The organism is Parvibaculum sp. (genome assembly GCF_039680535.1).
Classification (GTDB): Bacteria; Pseudomonadota; Alphaproteobacteria; order Parvibaculales; family Parvibaculaceae; genus Parvibaculum.
In genome coordinates this window covers 68,234-84,732 of record NZ_JBDKSS010000008.1, presented here as the reverse complement: position 1 = coordinate 84,732, position 16,499 = coordinate 68,234, and the positions used below count along the sequence as shown (strand labels likewise).

Annotated in this window: 12 protein-coding genes; 11 read left to right on the top strand and 1 reads right to left on the bottom strand. The window is 62.1% G+C overall.

Annotation, left to right across the window (positions count from 1 at the left end; all coding sequences use genetic code 11):
• The first annotated feature begins 52 nt into the window (after positions 1-52).
• The 4 genes from ABFC66_RS04415 (at position 53) to ABFC66_RS04400 (ending at position 2,938) form a co-directional block, all read left to right on the top strand.
• Positions 53-544, top strand: coding sequence for a transposase (locus ABFC66_RS04415; RefSeq protein ID WP_346739752.1), 492 nt, complete (start codon positions 53-55; stop codon positions 542-544).
• Between the two features lie 69 nt (positions 545-613).
• Positions 614-1,360: an SDR family oxidoreductase gene (locus tag ABFC66_RS04410; RefSeq protein WP_346739751.1), complete on the top strand. Its 747-nt coding sequence runs from the start codon at positions 614-616 to the stop codon at positions 1,358-1,360.
• Positions 1,360-1,968 (top strand): 2-hydroxychromene-2-carboxylate isomerase, encoded by a 609-nt coding sequence (locus tag ABFC66_RS04405; RefSeq protein ID WP_346739750.1) that lies wholly within the window; start codon positions 1,360-1,362, stop codon positions 1,966-1,968. The genes ABFC66_RS04410 and ABFC66_RS04405 overlap by 1 nt, the downstream gene beginning before the upstream one ends.
• Positions 1,969-2,026: 58 nt before the next feature.
• Positions 2,027-2,938, top strand: coding sequence for an alpha/beta hydrolase (locus tag ABFC66_RS04400; RefSeq protein WP_346739749.1), 912 nt, complete (start codon positions 2,027-2,029; stop codon positions 2,936-2,938).
• A gap of 48 nt (positions 2,939-2,986) precedes the next feature.
• On the opposite strand, the gene ABFC66_RS04395 is transcribed toward ABFC66_RS04400, so the two are convergent.
• Complete coding sequence (locus ABFC66_RS04395) at positions 2,987-3,790, bottom strand: helix-turn-helix domain-containing protein (protein ID WP_346739748.1); 804 nt, start codon at positions 3,788-3,790, stop codon at positions 2,987-2,989.
• Positions 3,791-3,840: 50 nt separating this feature from the next.
• Here ABFC66_RS04395 and ABFC66_RS04390 point away from each other — a divergent pair, with 50 nt between their 5' ends.
• From ABFC66_RS04390 to ABFC66_RS04360, 7 genes are all read left to right on the top strand, one after another.
• Complete coding sequence (locus ABFC66_RS04390; RefSeq protein WP_346739747.1) at positions 3,841-4,575, top strand: SDR family oxidoreductase; 735 nt, start codon at positions 3,841-3,843, stop codon at positions 4,573-4,575.
• 23 nt (positions 4,576-4,598) lie between these two features.
• Complete coding sequence (locus ABFC66_RS04385; protein WP_346739746.1) at positions 4,599-5,819, top strand: acyl-CoA dehydrogenase family protein; 1,221 nt, start codon at positions 4,599-4,601, stop codon at positions 5,817-5,819.
• Positions 5,820-5,851: 32 nt separating this feature from the next.
• A complete protein-coding gene (locus tag ABFC66_RS04380) occupies positions 5,852-6,622 on the top strand; it encodes an SDR family NAD(P)-dependent oxidoreductase (RefSeq protein ID WP_346739745.1) in 771 nt (256 codons plus the stop codon).
• 25 nt (positions 6,623-6,647) lie between these two features.
• The gene (locus ABFC66_RS04375) at positions 6,648-7,685 is read left to right on the top strand and encodes an alcohol dehydrogenase family protein (RefSeq protein WP_346739744.1); all 1,038 of its coding nucleotides are present in this window, start codon (positions 6,648-6,650) and stop codon (positions 7,683-7,685) included.
• A 10-nt stretch (positions 7,686-7,695) separates the two neighbouring features.
• A complete protein-coding gene (locus ABFC66_RS04370; protein ID WP_346739743.1) occupies positions 7,696-8,745 on the top strand; it encodes a phosphotransferase family protein in 1,050 nt (349 codons plus the stop codon).
• Positions 8,746-8,863: 118 nt separating this feature from the next.
• Complete coding sequence (locus tag ABFC66_RS04365; RefSeq protein WP_346739742.1) at positions 8,864-10,285, top strand: 4-hydroxyphenylacetate 3-hydroxylase N-terminal domain-containing protein; 1,422 nt, start codon at positions 8,864-8,866, stop codon at positions 10,283-10,285.
• A 201-nt stretch (positions 10,286-10,486) separates the two neighbouring features.
• Positions 10,487-16,498 carry an alpha-2-macroglobulin family protein gene (locus tag ABFC66_RS04360; protein WP_346739741.1) on the top strand — a complete coding sequence of 2,004 codons (6,012 nt, stop codon included), beginning with the start codon at positions 10,487-10,489 and terminating at the stop codon, positions 16,496-16,498.
• Position 16,499: the final 1 nt, after the last annotated feature.

The window sequence follows — 16,499 nt, the reverse complement described above, 5'->3', positions numbered from 1 at the left end:
AGGGCAAGGCGGGGACGCTGACATTTTATCAACAAGATAGGGCGCGCCTCACATGGAACAAATGCCTTCGTCGTTAGCGTTTCGAGAGGTCTCCAAGGGGGGATTTGGCGGCCGGCCTACCCTCGGTGAAATTCTGAAATCGGACGAACTCAGCCGCTCGCTGCTCGAGGCCGTGCGCTGGCCGCAGGGCCCGGTTTGTCCCAGCTGTCACGCGGTCGACGCCGCCTGCAAGTTGAAAACGAGACCCGGCCTCTGGACCTGCAAGGCCTGCCGCCATTGCCAGTACAGCGTGACATCGGGCACGCCATTGCACGGGACGCGCGTCAACATGATGGCGTGGGTCGTCCTCTTCCATACGCAGGAAGTGCGCGGGCAGCGGCTCAGCATTTCGCAGGTGAGCCATAAGCTCGGCGTGTCGTACCTGACCGCCAAGAGCATGCTGCAGCGGCTCGATCAGCTCCGGGCGGAGATGCCCGACATGGTGGAGCGCTTCCGCGGCCAACTCAGCGAGCTCGCCGCGGCGCGCATGATTGCCTCGCCGTGACCGCCAGCGCTTGACAGGGTTCTTTTTTGGAACTTACATGCTCCCCATATGCAAGGTGAGGGAGCGAGCATGGCTGCGAAGCGGAATGCGACGGCGGCGATCGTCGGTGCGGGCGATTACATCGGCGGCGCGATCGCGAAGAAATTTTCAGCCGAGGGCTACACGGTCTTTGCCGGGCGACGGACGGCGGACAAGCTCCAGCCGTTGAAGGCGGAGATTGAAGCGGCGGGCGGCGCTTGCGTCGCGCGCGGCCTCGACGCGCGCAAGGAAGAAGAAGTGGCGGCCTTCATTGCGGATGCCGACGCCCACGCGCCTCTGGAGGTTGTGATCTTCAACGTCGGCGCCAATGTGAATTTCCCGATTCTCGATACGACCGAGCGCGTATTCCGCAAGGTGTGGGAGATGGCCTGCTATTCGGGCTTCCTCGTCGGGCGCGAGGCGGCACGGCGCATGCTTCCGCGCGGGCAGGGGTCCATCTTCTTCACGGGTGCGACGGCTTCATTGCGCGGCGGATCTGGCTATGCGGCTTTTGCTTCGGCGAAATTCGGCCTGCGTGCGGTGGCGCAGAGCATGGCGCGGGAACTCGGGCCGAAGAACATTCACGTCGCCCATCTCGTCATCGATGCTGGCGTCGACACGGCCTTCGTCCGGGACCGCATCAAGGCAGCAGGCGGCGAGGAAGCGCTTGACCGGCTTGCTCCCGACCAGCTCATGAACCCCGCTTCGATCGCGGAAACCTATTGGCTGTTGCACAACCAGACGCGGGACGCCTGGACGCATGAGCTGGATATTCGTCCTTATGGGGAGCGTTGGTAATGGTAAAAGTTGAGCATCATTTCGATTTCGGCAGTCCGAATTCATATCTGGCGTGGAAGATCATCCCCGATATCGAAGCGCGCACGGGCGTCACCTTCGTCAATGTTCCGATCCTGCTCGGCGGCGTCTTCAAGCTCACCGGCAATCAGCCGCCGATGGTCGCCTTCGGTAATATCAAGAACAAGCCGCAATACGAGAACCTTGAGATGCAGCGCTTCATAGCGCGGCACAAGCTCACCAGGTTCAAGTTCAATGCTCATTTTCCGGTGAACACGGTGCAGATCATGCGCGGCGCCGTGGCGGCAGAAATGGACGGTGTTCTGGCGAAGTACATGGATGTCGTTTTCCGTGCCATGTGGGAAGACTCGAAGAAGATGGACGACGCTGACGTCATCCGCGAAGTGCTCGACGCGGGCGGACTCGACGGCGCGCGCATCCTTGCCCGCGTTCAGGATCAGGATGTGAAGGACAAGCTGCTCGCAAATACGAGCGCTTCCGTCGAGCGCGGCACGTTCGGCGCGCCGACCTTCTATGTCGGTGACGAGATTTTCTTCGGCAAGGACCGCCTCCGGGATGTCGAGGAGGAGATCATCCGCGCGAAGGCCTAGTTCTTTCATTCCCTCCTTCGTCCGGTATAGGCTTGGCCGAGGATCAAGGGAGGGAAGAATGAAAAATCAGGAAATCATTGCCATACGCGAGTTTCTCGCCTCGATGCCGGAACCGGCGGATACGGCCGAGCTGCGCCAGACCTATGACAATCTCGGCTCGGTCTTTCCGACGGCGGCCGATGTCACGCTGGAAAGCGTCAGCGCCAATGGCGTTCCCGCGGAATGGGGCTCGACGCCGGGCGCGGCGCAGGATCGTGTCGTCATGTATGTGCATGGCGGCGGCTATGTCATCGGTTCGGTCAAGAGCCACCGTCATCTGGTCACGGAGCTTGGACGGGCGGCGGGGACGCGAACGCTGTCGGTCGATTATCGATTGGCGCCGGAACATCCCTTCCCGGCTGCCGTGGACGATGCTCTCGCGGCCTATCGCTATCTCCTCGCGCAAGGCTTTGCGCCCGGTAACATCGCCGTCGCTGGCGACAGCGCGGGCGGCGGCCTGACGGTGGCGACGCTGCTCGCGATACGCGATGCGGGACTGGAGCAGCCTGCCTGTGGATTTTGCATTTCCCCCTGGATCGATCTCGAAGCGACCGGCAATTCGATGACGGAGCTTGCCTCCATCGATCCGATGGTGAGCCGCGAGGAGCTCGATGGCATGGCGGCCGCCTATCTTGCCGGCGCTTCCGCCAGGACGCCGCTTGCCTCGCCGCTCCATGCGGATTATCGCGGTCTCGCGCCTCTGCTCATCCATGTAGGTGCGGCGGAGACTTTGCTGGACGACGCGGTCCGTCTCGCCGGAAAGGCCGGCGCCGCCGACGTCGATGTGAGACTTCAGGTGTGGCCCGAGATGATCCATGTCTGGCATTTTTTCCATCCCATGCTCGGAGCGGGCCGCAGCGCTATCGCGGAAGGGGGAGCATTCATTGCGAATGCCATGGATGAAGCCGGAAAGCTGAAGGCGATCGCCTGACGGTCGGTGCCTGCCGCCTCATGCAAAATGAGCGGCGGCGCATTCCGTTCAATCGAAGATCATGCCGACCGAACCGACGATGGCGCGGGGCGGTCGCGGCCTTGCGGATGAGTTCCTGGCGGCTTCCGCGAACAGGCTCTTTTCCAGCGGCGCTTCGAGCATCACCACGATCGTTTGAACGAGATGCGGAAGCGTGTTCTTCGAGCTCCATGTCGGGTGAGGGCGCGTGCGGTCGGTCAGTGCGGCTTCGCGCATGGCAAGCACGCTGCCGAGATATGCGCCCATGAAGACGAAGCGCTGGTTCTTCGCCGTGGCTGGCATTTCAGGCATCAGCCGGCGGAGATGTTCGAGCGCGCGGAGATAGCCGGAGTTCCAGCGTTTTTCCAGCGCGTCCATGAAGAGTTCCCGGTGACTCATGCCGAGATGCACGATGAAGCGCGTATAGGTATCTTCCTCGTTCTCGTTGTCGCCCGCGAGGCCGATCGAGGGATAGACCAGCGCCTCGACGACGTCGCGCACGGATGTCGGTCCGCCCTTCGCCTCGAGCGCATCGAGAAATGCGTTGCGGCGTTCGTCGATGAGCTTCGCGCCATCGGCGACGAGCTCGCGAACAAGCGCTTCTTTCGTGCCGAAATAATAGCTCAGTGAGCCGTGATTTTTCTGCGCCGCCGCCTCGACGATTTCGCGAACGCTGACGCCGTCGATTCCCCGCAATGCGAAGAGACGGCGCGCCGCGAGTTTGATCTGTTCTCGCGCGTTTGCCCTTGCGTTCGCCACGGCTTTGGGCGGCTTGGATCTGGCGGGAAGCTTCGTCATCTTGACATGATGGACGAGGTCGTCATTATAGGTCAAATAAATTATCCAAACGACCTAATTCAAGGCGTCGTGGCAGGGAGGTACTCGTGGCGGAACTCGATTTTTCGGGCAAGACTGTGCTCGTCGTCGGCGGATCGAGCGGCATCGGCAATGGTATCGCGCAGGCATTTCGCGCGAAGGGAGCTGCGGTTCACGTCTGGGGCACGCGCGCCAATGCGTCGGACTATTCGGCGGCTGAAGGCTCCGACCTGACCGGGCTGCATTATGATCGAATGGACGTTTCCGATTTCGACGCCATCGAAAACTACAAGGCCCCCTTCGCATCGCTCGATGTGCTGGTTCTGAGTCAGGGAACCGTCATCTATCAGCGCGGCGAGTTCAAGATGGACGGCTTCCAGAAGGTGATGGACGTCAACGTCAACAGCCTGATGGCCTGCGCGATCAAGTTCCACGACATGCTCGCGGCGTCCAAGGGCTCGCTTATCACCGTGAGCTCGACGGCAGCCTTCCATTCGACCAGGGGCAATCCGGCCTATAACGCGTCGAAGACCGGCGCGGTGGGTCTCACGCGCACGCTCGCCGAAGCATGGGCGAAAGACGGCATTCGCGTGAACGGCATCGCGCCGGGTCTCGTCGACACGAAGCTGACCAAGGTCACAACGGACGATCCGGACCGGCTCGCGGCTTCGCTTCAGGGCATTCCGATGCGTCGCCTCGGCACGCCTGAAGACATGGCAGGCGTCGCGCTTTTCCTTGCATCGCCGCTCGCGGCTTATGTCCTCGGCCAGACCATTCCGGTCGATGGCGGTCTCATTCTCTAATTTGCAGTGAGCGGAGCAATCCAATGAATTTCGAACATACCGACAAGGTCAAGACTCTGATCGCGAAGCTCCAGGGCTTCATGGACGAGCATATCTATCCGAATGAGCAGGCCCATTTCGACTGGGCGTCGAACCACGCCAATCTCTGGAAGCATTGGCCGGGTCTCGATGTGCTGAAGGAAAAGGCGAAGGAGGAGGGGCTCTGGAATCTCTTCCTGCCGCATGAATATGGCGAATGGAGCCCGGGGCTAACCAACCTCGAATATGCGCCGCTGGCGGAGATCATGGGCCGGGTGCCGTGGTCTTCCGAAGTCTTCAACTGCGCGGCGCCCGATACCGGCAATATGGAAGTGCTGGCGAAATATGGCTCGCCCGCGCAGCAGAAGCAGTGGCTGCGACCGCTGCTCGATGGCGAAATCCGTTCGGCCTATGTGATGACCGAGCCGCAGGTCGCATCGTCGGACGCAACCAACATCGAGACGTCAATCCGCGCCGATGGCGATGACTACGTCATCAACGGCCGCAAATGGTGGATCTCCGGCATCATGGATCCGCGCTGCAAGGTTCTGCTCATCATGGGAAAGACCAATCCGGACGCGGCGCGCCATGTCCAGCAGTCGACCATCATCGTTCCGCGCGATACGCCGGGCATCCACATCGTCCGTAATCAGTCGGTCTTCAACAGCCATAATTCGCCGGGCGGCGAAGCGGAACTGCGCCTTGAGAATGTGCGCGTGCCGAAATCCAATCTCATCCTCGGCGAAGGCCGTGGCTTCGAGATCGCGCAAGGCCGGCTTGGACCTGGCCGTATCCATCACTGCATGCGCTCGATCGGCCAGGCGCAGCGCGCGCTTGAGATCATGGCGCGTCGGGTCGAGAACCGCGTCGCCTTCGGCAAGAAGCTCTCGGATCAGAGCAGCATCCGCCAGGATGTCGCGCGCTCCTATTGCGAGATCGAACAGGCGCGCCTTCTGACGCTGAAGGCTGCCGATGCGATGGATCGCTATGGCAACAAGGTGGCGCGCGATCTGATCGCCGCGATCAAGGTCATCGCACCCCAGATGGCTCAGACCGTATGCGACCGGGCCATTCAGGCGCATGGCGGCATGGGCGTCAGCGCCGATACGCCGATTGCCTCCTTCTTCACGCTGAACCGCTTCCTGCGCATCGCCGACGGTCCGGATGAGGTGCACATGTCGCAGCTCGGCAAGCTCAAGATTGCGGAATACAACGCGAATAAATAAGCGCTGTCGTTCAGCGCGCCTGGGAGGACGCCATGACGGAATCGAGTCGCTCGGTCAAAGGCCTGACCGTGCTTGTAACGGGTGCGGCCAGTGGCATGGGCCGAGCGACGGCGGAGGTCTTCGCCGCCGAAGGCGCCAATGTCGCGGTGACGGATTACACGCTGGAAGGCGCGGAAGCTGTGGCCGAGGGCATTCGCGCTTCCGGCGGAAACGCCCGGGCGTGGAAGCTCAATGTTGCGGACAAGGTTGAGATCGATGCGGTCGTGGCTGCCGTCGCCCAGCATTTCGGCGGGCTCGACAATGTCGTCAATAATGCCGGCATTTCCGGCTTCTCGCCCATCGACGCGCCGGGTTACGACGAGCTTTGGGACCGGCTCGTCTCCGTTCTGCTTACGGCGCAGCAGCGTGTGATCCGGGCTGCGCTGCCGCATCTGCGCAAGTCGAAAAGTCCGCGCATCGTCAACATTGCCTCGACGGAAGCGCTTGGCGCGACCGCCATGGACAGTGCCTATGCGGCGGCGAAGGCCGGCGTCACCGGATTGACGCGCGCCCTTGCCGTCGAGCTTGGGCGTGAAGGCATCACGGTCAATTGCGTTTGCCCGGGGCCGATCAACACCGGCATGACGCAGGCGATCCCCGACGAGCAGAAGCAGATCTATGCGAAGCGGCGTACCGCACTCGGCCGGTATGGGCGACCGGAAGAGGTTGCCCACATCACGCTGAGCCTTTGCCTGCCGGCGGCGTCCTACATCACGGGCGTTACCATTCCCGTCGATGGCGGCCTGATGGCGCGCAACGCCTGAAATTCAAGAAAAGGGAACACGGCAAATGAAGGCGCTTTGCTATCACGGTCCGCGCGATATCCGCTACGAGAGCTTCGCCGACGCCTCGCTTCAGAGCGACACGGACGTTCTGGTGAAGATGGAGAAATGCGGCATATGCGGCAGCGATCTCCACATCTATCACGGCGAGGGCTTCAGCCCTGATATGGGTTTCTGCGTTGGCCATGAAGCCGTGGGCGAAGTGGTTGAAGTGGGGCGTAGCGTCAAACGCTTTCGCTCGGGCGACAAGGTGATGCTCTCGGCTGCGGTCGGTTGCGGCGCCTGCGCGCAGTGCCTTGCTGGCCATATCGCGCTTTGCCTCAACAATGCTGCCGGTTGCTACGGCCTCAGCCATCATCTCGAGGGCTGTCAGGCGGAAGCGATCCGCGTACCGCAAGGCGACTTCAATCTTGCCCGCGTGCCCGAAGGGCTCAGCATGGATCAGGCGCTGATGCTCACCGATGCGATGCCGACTGCCTATTTCGGCTGCCGCAACGCCGACATCGCACCGGGAAAGAATGTCGCGGTGGTCGGGCTCGGCCCCATCGGCCTGATGGCGGTGGAGGCCGCCTTCGTGCTTGGGGCCGCCCGCGTCTTCGCAATCGACCTCGTGCCGGAGCGGCGCGCGCATGCGGCGGCGCTTGGCGCCGTCGCGCTCGATCCGGCGGATGCGCCTGCCATCATCCGGGATCAGACGCATGGACGGGGTGTCGAGAGCGTCGTCGAGGCGGTCGGCCATGACGCGACGATCTCGCTCGCGCTGAAGCTTGCGGCGCGCGAGGGAACGGTGTCCGTCATCGGCGTCAACCAGACGAAGAAGTTCGACTTCCCCATGGGTGTCGCCTTTGCGAAGGGCCTCACCTTCCGCATCGGCACCTGCTCGGTACAGAACGAATGGGCCGAACTCGTGCCGCTCATTCAGAGCGGCAGACTCCATCCCGAGAAATACATCACGCATGAACTGCCGTTGTCGGATGGCGCGGAGGCCTATCGGCTCTTCGACGCGCGGACGGCGGGCGCATTGAAGATGATCCTGGTCCCCTGAGGCGAAGAAAATGGCACTTGAAAGCTGGACCGAACTAGTCGATCTCGACAGGCTCCGCGACTGGATGGATACGCAGGGGCTGGAGCGCGGGCCGCTGGAAGAGGTGACACCCCTTGCGGGCGGCACGCAGAACATCCTGCTGCGTTTCAAGCGCGGTGGGCGAACATTCGTGCTGCGCCGCCCGCCGCATCGCCCGCATATGAACGGCAGCGAGACCATGCGGCGCGAGGCGAGGGTGCTTGCGGCTCTCAAGGGCAGCGATGTGCCGCATCCGGGGTTGATCGCCGCCTGTCCGAGCGAAGACGTGCTTGGCGCAGCTTTCTATCTGATGGAGCCGGTGGAAGGGTTCAACGCGACTGTGGGCTTGCCGCCGCTGCACGCGGGCGATCCGAAAATCCGCCACGGCATGGGGTTGGCGATTGCCGACGGCGCGGCAGCGCTGGGGCGGGTCGATTATCTCGCCGCCGGTCTCAGTGATCTCGGCAAGGTCGAGAATTATCTTGAGCGGCAGGTGAAGCGCTGGCGTTCGCAGCTCGAGTCCTATGCCGAATATGAAGGCTGGGCAGGCCCCGGCGACATCCCCGGCGTCGACAGGGTTGCCGACTGGCTCGATGCGAACCGTCCCGCGTCCTTCAAGCCTGGCATCATTCATGGCGACTATCATCTCGCCAATGTGATGTACCGCTTCGATGGCCCGGAGCTTGCCGCCATCGTCGATTGGGAACTCACGACCATCGGCGATCCGCTGCTCGATCTCGGCTGGCTCATGGCGACATGGCCGGATGCGGAGGGCCGGGGCAGCACGGGCTCCGTTGGCGTTCAGCCCTGGGATGGCTTCCCGACCGCTCGGGAACTTGTCGCGCGTTATGCCGAAGGTTCTTCCCGCGACCTCTCCGCCATCGAATGGTATGGCGTGCTTGCCTGCTACAAGCTCGGCATCATTCTGGAAGGGACCAACGCGCGGGCAGCGGCCGGAAAGGCGCCGAAGGAAACCGGCGACATGCTGCATGCCTCGACCATCGGCCTGTTCCGGCGTGCGCTCGGCTGGATCGGCGGATAGCTGGCCTAAAGCGTTTCCGCCCGGCAGCGCGCTGACAAATTGTCTCCACCGGACGTTGATTGACGCGGCCTATCTCTGACAGACTTTCTTCAACAAGAAATCTGACAGGGAGGGAACCATGGCGCTCAAGACAAAGGCCCAGTATGTCGAGAGTTTGATGGACGGACGCGAAAACTTCTGGAACGGCGAGCGGATCGACGACATCACTACGCATCCGCGCTTCCGCGTGCCGATCGAAGTGGCCGCCGGCGATTACGACTACGACAACCTCCAGCGACGCGACATTATCACCTATCGGACTGAAGAGGGCGACCTCGCCCACCGCGTCTATCAGGTGCCGCGCTCGGCCGAGGATTTGACGAAGCGCATGGAGCTTCTGCGCAACATGTCGATCGTCGGTGGTGTTACCGGCGTATTCATGGCGCTTCTCCAGATCGTCGATCCGTTGCGAAAGGTCAATCCGCAATTTGCCGAGAACATAGAGCGGATGTATCGCTTCGCACGTGACAATGATCTGCGTGCTGCTGAAGTCATTACGGACGCAAAGGGAGATCGTTCGCGCAAGGCGCATGAACAGGATGACCCGGACCTCTATCTGCGCATTGTCGAGCGGAACAAGGATGGAATTGTCGTTCGCGGTGCGAAGCTTCATATCTCCGCCGCGGCTCTTGTTCACGAACTCGTGGTCATGCCGACCAAGGCGATGGGCGAGGACGAAAGGGACTATGCGGTAGCCTTCTCGATCCCGGTGAACAGCAAGGGCGTCAAGATCATCAACCGGTCATTCGCCGCACCGGAACTGAACCCGTTCGATTATCCCGCCTCCGCACATCATTCCATGCCGGAGGGCTTCATCGTCTTCGACGATGTCTTCGTCCCGTGGGAGCGGGTCTTCCTTGCCGGCGAGTGGCAACTTTCAGGAGCCTTTGCGGGCGCGCTCGGCCTCTGGGAGCGGACGGGCGGCCTCGTCGACGCGGTGGAGAGTTCGCAGGTCATGGTGGGTCTCGCCCAGCTGGTTTCCGAGCAGCAAGGCAAGGGCAAGAAGCCGGAGGCGCAGAACGGCATTGCCGAGCTGATCTGCTATGCGGAAATGCTTCGCATGGGACTGGACGACGCTTGCCGGAATTTCGAGCGCACGCCTTCGGGCATGGTTCATCCGAACACGCTTGCGATCAATGTTGCCAAGTATCACTACGCGAACAACTTCCATTCCATGGTGAAGATACTCCACGATCTGGCCGGCGGCTTGACGCTGACTTTGCCGGAGGAGGGCGACCTGCGCTCGAACGAGGTCGGGCCCTATCTTCGCAAATATCTCCACACCACGAAGGATGCCGATGTCGAGACGCGGATGCGGGTCTACAACCTCATCCGCGATATTTCGGCAGACAGCTTTGGAGGCTGGAAGCAGGTCGTTGCGCTTCAGGCGGGTGGAGGGTTGCTCGCGCAGCGGGTCATGATGCATCGCTCCTACGATATGGATGCCGCCCGCGCCAAGGCGCTGGCGCTTGCGGGCGTGAGGCCGACCTCCGGCGAGTGAGGGGCGTTTTCCGTATCACTCCGGGGCAGGCTCCGGAGTGATACCTCCTTGGTACATTCATCCGTCTACCCGACTTATTCCCGGCCCAAGTCGATCGTTTATCCTGGAAGAGTGCATAGGCGGCCACGGACCGTCTGTCACGGACTTGTCCGCGTGCTATGCTCCTATGGATCCGTCAGGACTCTCGCGAAGGCCAATTCCATGCAAGCTCTCTCCCGATCCTCCATGTCAGCCTACGGCATTCTGATCCTTGCATTGCTCTGCCTGATGTCCGGTATGAGTGCACAGGCCGCCGATGGGACACTGTCGGTTGCCCGGATCACCCCCGCCGGCGAGGATGTTCCGGCGGAACGGCAGATCGTGATCGAGTTCGACCGCGCGGTGGTGCCGCTTGGGCGGATGGAGCGGAAGGCATCGGAGATACCGGTCGAGATTTCACCGAAGCTCGATTGCGAATGGCGTTGGCTCAACGAAGGTGCGCTTGCCTGCCAGTTGAAAGAGGCGGATGCGCTGAAGCCTTCGACGCGCTATTCGGTGACGGTCAATCCGGGACTGAAGGCGGCGGACGGAACGACGCTTGCGGGGCCCTTCCATCACCAGTTCATAACCTCGCGCGTTGCGCTCGATCGGGCCGAGTTCTCGGAGTGGGGCGGCCCGGGCGAGCCTGCGATGCTCGTCACCTTCAATCAGCCGGTACGGCGGGATTCCGTCGCCAATCGTCTGGCCTTCGTCTGGAAGGGGGAGGCGTCCGGTGAAGCCGGCGTTCATGTCGCCGCGGGCCCCGACTGGTCCAAGGGACCGGACGATGCGCTTGTCCCGGTCGCGCGCGAGCCTGGCTTGCGGGGATTCTTCCGTCGCCTGCTTGCATATTTTCCGTGGTTCCGCCCGGAGACGGTTCCCGGAACGGAGGAGTGGGCCCGGCGCACATGGCTCGTCACTGCAGCAAAGCCCTTACCGCTCGATATGGAGGCGGAACTGGTCATGCGCCCGGGGCTGATCTCCGGCATGGGACCCGAGGAGGGCATTGTCGATCAGTCGGTGCAGAAATTCGCGACCTTTGGCGCATTTCGATTCACGGGACTTCGCTGCACGGCGAATGACGGCACGGAGATCACCATTCGCCCGGGCGATGCCGGGAAGCCCAAGGCCGATTGCGGGCCGTGGAATGTCGTGCGCCTTGTGTTCAGCGCTCCGGTGAAGCTCAAGGAAATTCGCGATCATGTCGCGCTTTCGCCCGAACTCGGCAAGGCGGGGCCCAATGACGATCCCTGGGCCAATGTCGATGTCGATCAGACAGAAGGCTATTACAGCTGGAAGGGGCGGCAGAAGGGCGACGAATACACGGCGCGCTTTCCTGTCTATCTGCGCTCCGACCGCGATTACGAAGCGACCTTGAAGAAAGGCGACAAGGTTCAGATCGTCGACATGTTCGGCCGTGAGCTCGAAGGCGACATCGACGTGCGCTGGCACATGGACAACCGCCCGCCGAATTTCGAATTGCCGAACAGCATTGCGGTGCTCGAAAAGAATGTCGACAGCGAGGTGCCGCTTTATGTCAACAATCTGACGGGCCGTGATTTCATATTTTCGCGGATGACGCCGCGCGGCGTCGAAAGAGGGCTGTCGGTGCATGAAGCGCTCGATCCGATCCGCAACATCCAATATGCGATTCAATTCGGCGTGCGCGGCATGCTCGGAGGGAAATCGGGCGCGTTGCTCGGTGCGATGACCACGACGCCGGAATTGCCGAACAGGAAGTCGGGGCTGCTCTTCGCGCAGGTAACGCCTTTCGGCCTTCATGTGAAGATCGCGCATTACAACACGCTGGTCTGGGTGTCGGACCTTGCGACCGCGGAGCCCGTGGCGGGTGTAAAGGTGGAGCGCTATCGCGACCCGGTATTGAGCACCGCCGTTTGCGAGAACACGGCGCCGGGAGACTGGTCGGAGCCCGATCATATCGAAGCCTCCGCGATCACGGATGAAGGCGGCCTTGCCATACTTCCCGGCGTTGCGCCGCAGGCAGGCGTTTATGAGTCCGATTGCGACAAGGCGTTGACCATTCGCGCGACAAAGGGCGACGACATGGCGCTCCTGCCGGTCGCCTACCAGTTCGAGGTGGATACGTTCCGCGCCTCGGGCGAACAGATCTGGCCGCAGTCGCAAAGCGAGCAGGAGCATATGCGCGTCTGGGGAACGACCGCGCAGGGCGTTTATCGCGCCGGCGATACGATCCAGTACAAGATTTATGTGCGTGGCCAGTCGAATGAGGGGCTCACCGCCGCGCCGCCGTCCGAATATCGCCTGCAGCTCGTGGACCCGACGGGGAAGCTCGTCGCCGATATCAAGAAAGTGGCGCTCAACGAATTCGGCGCGACGGACGGTTCCGTCACTGTGCCGAAGACGGGCGCAGTCGGTTGGTACAAGTTCCGTCTTCTGCAAAAGCTGCGGGGCGATGCGGGTGAGCCGCAGAACGAGGAACAGGGCGAAAGTGCAGATGCAGCGGGCGCATTGTCGAACGGCTGGTTTGCCTGGATGCCGACGCAGGTGCTGGTCAGCGATTTCACGCCCGCGCCCTTCCGCGTAACCGCGAGCGTGAACGGCAAGGTCTTCGGTCCGTCCAAGGCGGTTGAAGTCGAAGGGAAGGCGGAGCTGCATTCCGGCGGACCTTATACAAACGCCAAGGCGCGCATCACTGCGATGTTCACGCCGAGGCCCATGTCGTCGACGCATCCGGTGGCGGCCGGTTTCGATTTCTCCCGTGGCGATCTCGAACATGAGAGCTACGACAAGATGCTCGCGCAGATGGAGCAGCCGCTCGACGCGCAGGGCATCGCGAGGGTTAATGTTGCGATTCCCGATCAGGGCAACGACACCTATGGCGATCTCAATTTTGAAGTCGCGGTGATGGACGACAGGGGCAAGAACATCGCGAACTCGGTTGCGGCGACATTCGCTGCGACGGATCGCTTTGTCGGTCTCAAGGCGAAGGAATGGATCTATCAGGTCGGAAAGCCTGCCGCCTACAGCTACATCGTCGTCGATCCGGAAGGCGTTCCGGCCAGGGGGGCGAAGGTCGATCTCAAGATCGAAATGAAGAAGGTGACGGCGGCACGGGTCAAGTCCGCTGGCAACGCCTATCAGACCGTCTACAACACGAGCTGGGAACAGGCCGCGACCTGCGAGGGAACGCCGGAGGCCCAGCCCGCCGATTGCAGCTTCGTGCCGAAGGTGGCCGGCGAATATCGCATCTCGGCGACGGTCAAGGGGACGTCCGGCAAGGCGCATGTCGCAACCAGCGACTTCTGGGTGGCGGGCCGCGACATCGTGCTCTGGGACAGCTCGCCGGATACGGCGCTGCAGATGTTCCCGGAAAAGCCGAGCTATCAGGTCGGAGAGACTGCGCGTTATCTCATCAAGAATCCCTATCCCAATGCCAAAGCACTCATCACAATCGAGCGTTACGGAGTGCTCGACCATTTCGTGCAGACATTCACGACATCGACGCCAATCGTCGAATTTCCGGTGAAGCCGAATTATGCGCCCGGATTCTACGTCTCCGTGGTGCTGATGAGCCCGCGCGTCGACAAGCCGCTGGACGCAAATCAGGTCGATCTCGGCAAACCTGCTTTCCGCATGGGCTATGTCTCGGTGCCGGTGACCGATCCCTATAATGAGCTTTCGATCACGGCCAAAGCGGAACGGGAGGAATATCGCCCGGGCGACATCGTCAAGGTGGCGCTGCATGCGGAGCCGCGCCACGCGGAAAAGAAGGAGCAGGTCGAGCTCGCCGTGGCGGTTCTCGATCAGGCGGTCTTCGATCTCATCGCGGGCGGCAAGGCATATTTCGATCTCTACAAGGGCTTCTATCGCCTCGATGGGCTCGACGTTCACAACTACAATCTGCTTCTGAAACTGGTTGGCCGGCAGAAGTTCGAGAAGAAGGGCGCCAATCCGGGCGGCGACGGCGGGGCCGACTTCAAGTTCCGCGACGATTCAAAATATGTCGCCTATTGGAACCCGAGCCTGCGCGTGGATGCGAGCGGCAATGCGTCTGTTGAATTTGCCGCGCCCGACAATCTGACCGGATGGCGCATTCTCGTCATCGGCACGACGCCGACCGACAAGGCGGGGCTGGGCGATGGCGGCTTCAAGGTCAACCGTCCTACCGAGATAAGGCCCGTCATGCCGAACCAGGCGATGGAGGGCGACCGCTTCGAGGCCGGTTTCAGCGTGATGAACCGTACCGACAAGAAGCGGCATATCAAGGTCGATATCGAGGTGGCGGGGACGCTGGATCCCAGGACGCAGACATCGCTCATGACGGAAGTCGATCTCGATCCCTATCAGCGCACGACGATATTCATGCCGCTCGTCGCCGGTCGCGTTGCTGCGAAGCCGGGCGCCGATCAGGGCGAGATCGCCTTCAAGGTTGTTGCGGGCGATGCCACCGACCGGGACGGCTATCTCGCGAAGCTGCCCATCAACAAGCGCGTCGATCTCGTCACCGCAGCGATTTACGGAACGACGGAAGGGGCGGATGCCTCCACGCCCGTCTCCTTCCCGAAGGATGTGAGGCCCGACGCCGGCGCGCTCGACGTCGTGCTGAGTCCGACGGTTGTGACGGATGTGGCGGGCGCCTTCCGCTTCATTGCCGATTATCCGTTCCTGTGCTGGGAGCAGCGGATCACCAAGGGTGTGATGGCGGCGAATTTTGCGACGCTCGGGAGGTACCTGCCGGCCGACCTCACATGGAAGGGGGCGGCCGACACCTTGAAGGCCATGGTCGCGAGCGCGGCCGACTTTCAGGCGCCGAATGGCGGCATGGCCTATTGGGTTGCCGCCAACGACCGCGTCGACCCCTATCTCTCGGCCTATACGGCGCTGGCCTTCGGCTGGCTGCATGAGAGAGGCGTCGATGTGCCTGCCCCCGTCGAGGAGAAGCTTCTCGGCTATCTGAAGGATTTTCTGAGAAAGGATACCGCGCCCGATTACTACACGGCCGATATGGCGGCGTCCGCCCGCGCGACGGCGCTGGCGGCACTGGCACAGCGGGGGCAGGTGACCTTGCGTGACATCGAGCGGCTGCGGCCCCGTTACAAGACGGTGGGTCTCTTTGGCGATGCGATGCTGATGCAGGCGGCGCTATCGCTGAAGGACGCGAGCGGCGACAAGCTCGCCGACGAGCTTGCCGAAATCATCATGGCGCATTCGAACCAGACCTCCGGCAAGTTCCTTTTCAGCGAGGAAAGGGGAGAAGGCTTCGGACGGATGCTCGCGACGCCGCTGCGCGACAATTGCGCGATCCTGTCCAGTCTCGTCGCCTATGGCCGCGAACCGCGGAACAGGACGCGCATGGAGGATGTGACCTTCAAGCTCGTCCGGGCCATTTCCCAAAGCCAGCGCAAGGCAGGCTATTGGGGCAATACGCAGGAGAACATGTTCTGTACCTCCGCGCTCGCCGACTATGCGGCGGTGTATGAAAGAAGCGAGCCGAACCTTCGGGCGACCGTGGCGCTGGGCAGCGAGCCGCTTGGCAGCGCAGATCTGAAGGGCGTGCAGGCTCAGCCTGTTACCTTGACGCGGCCGATCGGAGCGGACGACGCGGGCAGAAGCGCCGAGATCTCCATCAAGCGCGAAGGCGAGGGAAGGCTCTATTACGCAACGAGGCTTTCCTATGCGCCGACCGATGCCAATGCCTATGCGGTCAACAGCGGCATTGAGGTGCGGCGCGAATATAGCGTGGAGCGAAATGGCAAATGGGTGCTGCTTGGCGACAAGGCCGAGGTGACGCGGGGCGAGATCGTGCGCGTCGACCTCTACCTGTCCCTGCCATCGGCGCGGAGCTTCGTTGTCGTCAACGATCCGGTGCCGGGCGGGCTTGAGCCCGTCAATCGCGACCTCGCCACGGCTTCCTCCGTCGATGCGGGCAAGGCGGATTATGTCGCGCCCGAAGGAAGCTGGTGGAGTCACGCCAGGGACTGGATCGAGTATGAGGCAGGCTTCTGGAGTTTCTATCACCGGGAATTGCGCTTCGACAGCGCGCGGTTCTATTCCGACTATCTCGACGCGGGCAATTATCACCTGACCTATATGGCGCAGGCGATTGCGACCGGCGAGTTCCAGCGGCGCGCGACCAAGGCCGAAGAGATGTACGATCCCGACGTCTTCGGGCTCGGCAGGCCGGGGACATTGACGGTGAAAGAGAAGCCGTGAC

Bases quoted from the DNA above. Each gene is read 5' to 3' on its own strand.
- ABFC66_RS04415 (WP_346739752.1), top strand. From the start codon at position 53: ATGGAACAAATGCCTTCGTCGTTAGCGTTTCGAGAGGTCTCCAAGGGG.
- ABFC66_RS04410 (WP_346739751.1), top strand. From the start codon at position 614: ATGGCTGCGAAGCGGAATGCGACGGCGGCGATCGTCGGTGCGGGCGAT.
- ABFC66_RS04405 (WP_346739750.1), top strand. From the start codon at position 1,360: ATGGTAAAAGTTGAGCATCATTTCGATTTCGGCAGTCCGAATTCATAT.
- ABFC66_RS04400 (WP_346739749.1), top strand. From the start codon at position 2,027: ATGAAAAATCAGGAAATCATTGCCATACGCGAGTTTCTCGCCTCGATG.
- ABFC66_RS04385 (WP_346739746.1), top strand. From the start codon at position 4,599: ATGAATTTCGAACATACCGACAAGGTCAAGACTCTGATCGCGAAGCTC.
- ABFC66_RS04380 (WP_346739745.1), top strand. From the start codon at position 5,852: ATGACGGAATCGAGTCGCTCGGTCAAAGGCCTGACCGTGCTTGTAACG.
- ABFC66_RS04375 (WP_346739744.1), top strand. From the start codon at position 6,648: ATGAAGGCGCTTTGCTATCACGGTCCGCGCGATATCCGCTACGAGAGC.
- ABFC66_RS04370 (WP_346739743.1), top strand. From the start codon at position 7,696: ATGGCACTTGAAAGCTGGACCGAACTAGTCGATCTCGACAGGCTCCGC.
- ABFC66_RS04365 (WP_346739742.1), top strand. From the start codon at position 8,864: ATGGCGCTCAAGACAAAGGCCCAGTATGTCGAGAGTTTGATGGACGGA.
- ABFC66_RS04360 (WP_346739741.1), top strand. From the start codon at position 10,487: ATGCAAGCTCTCTCCCGATCCTCCATGTCAGCCTACGGCATTCTGATC.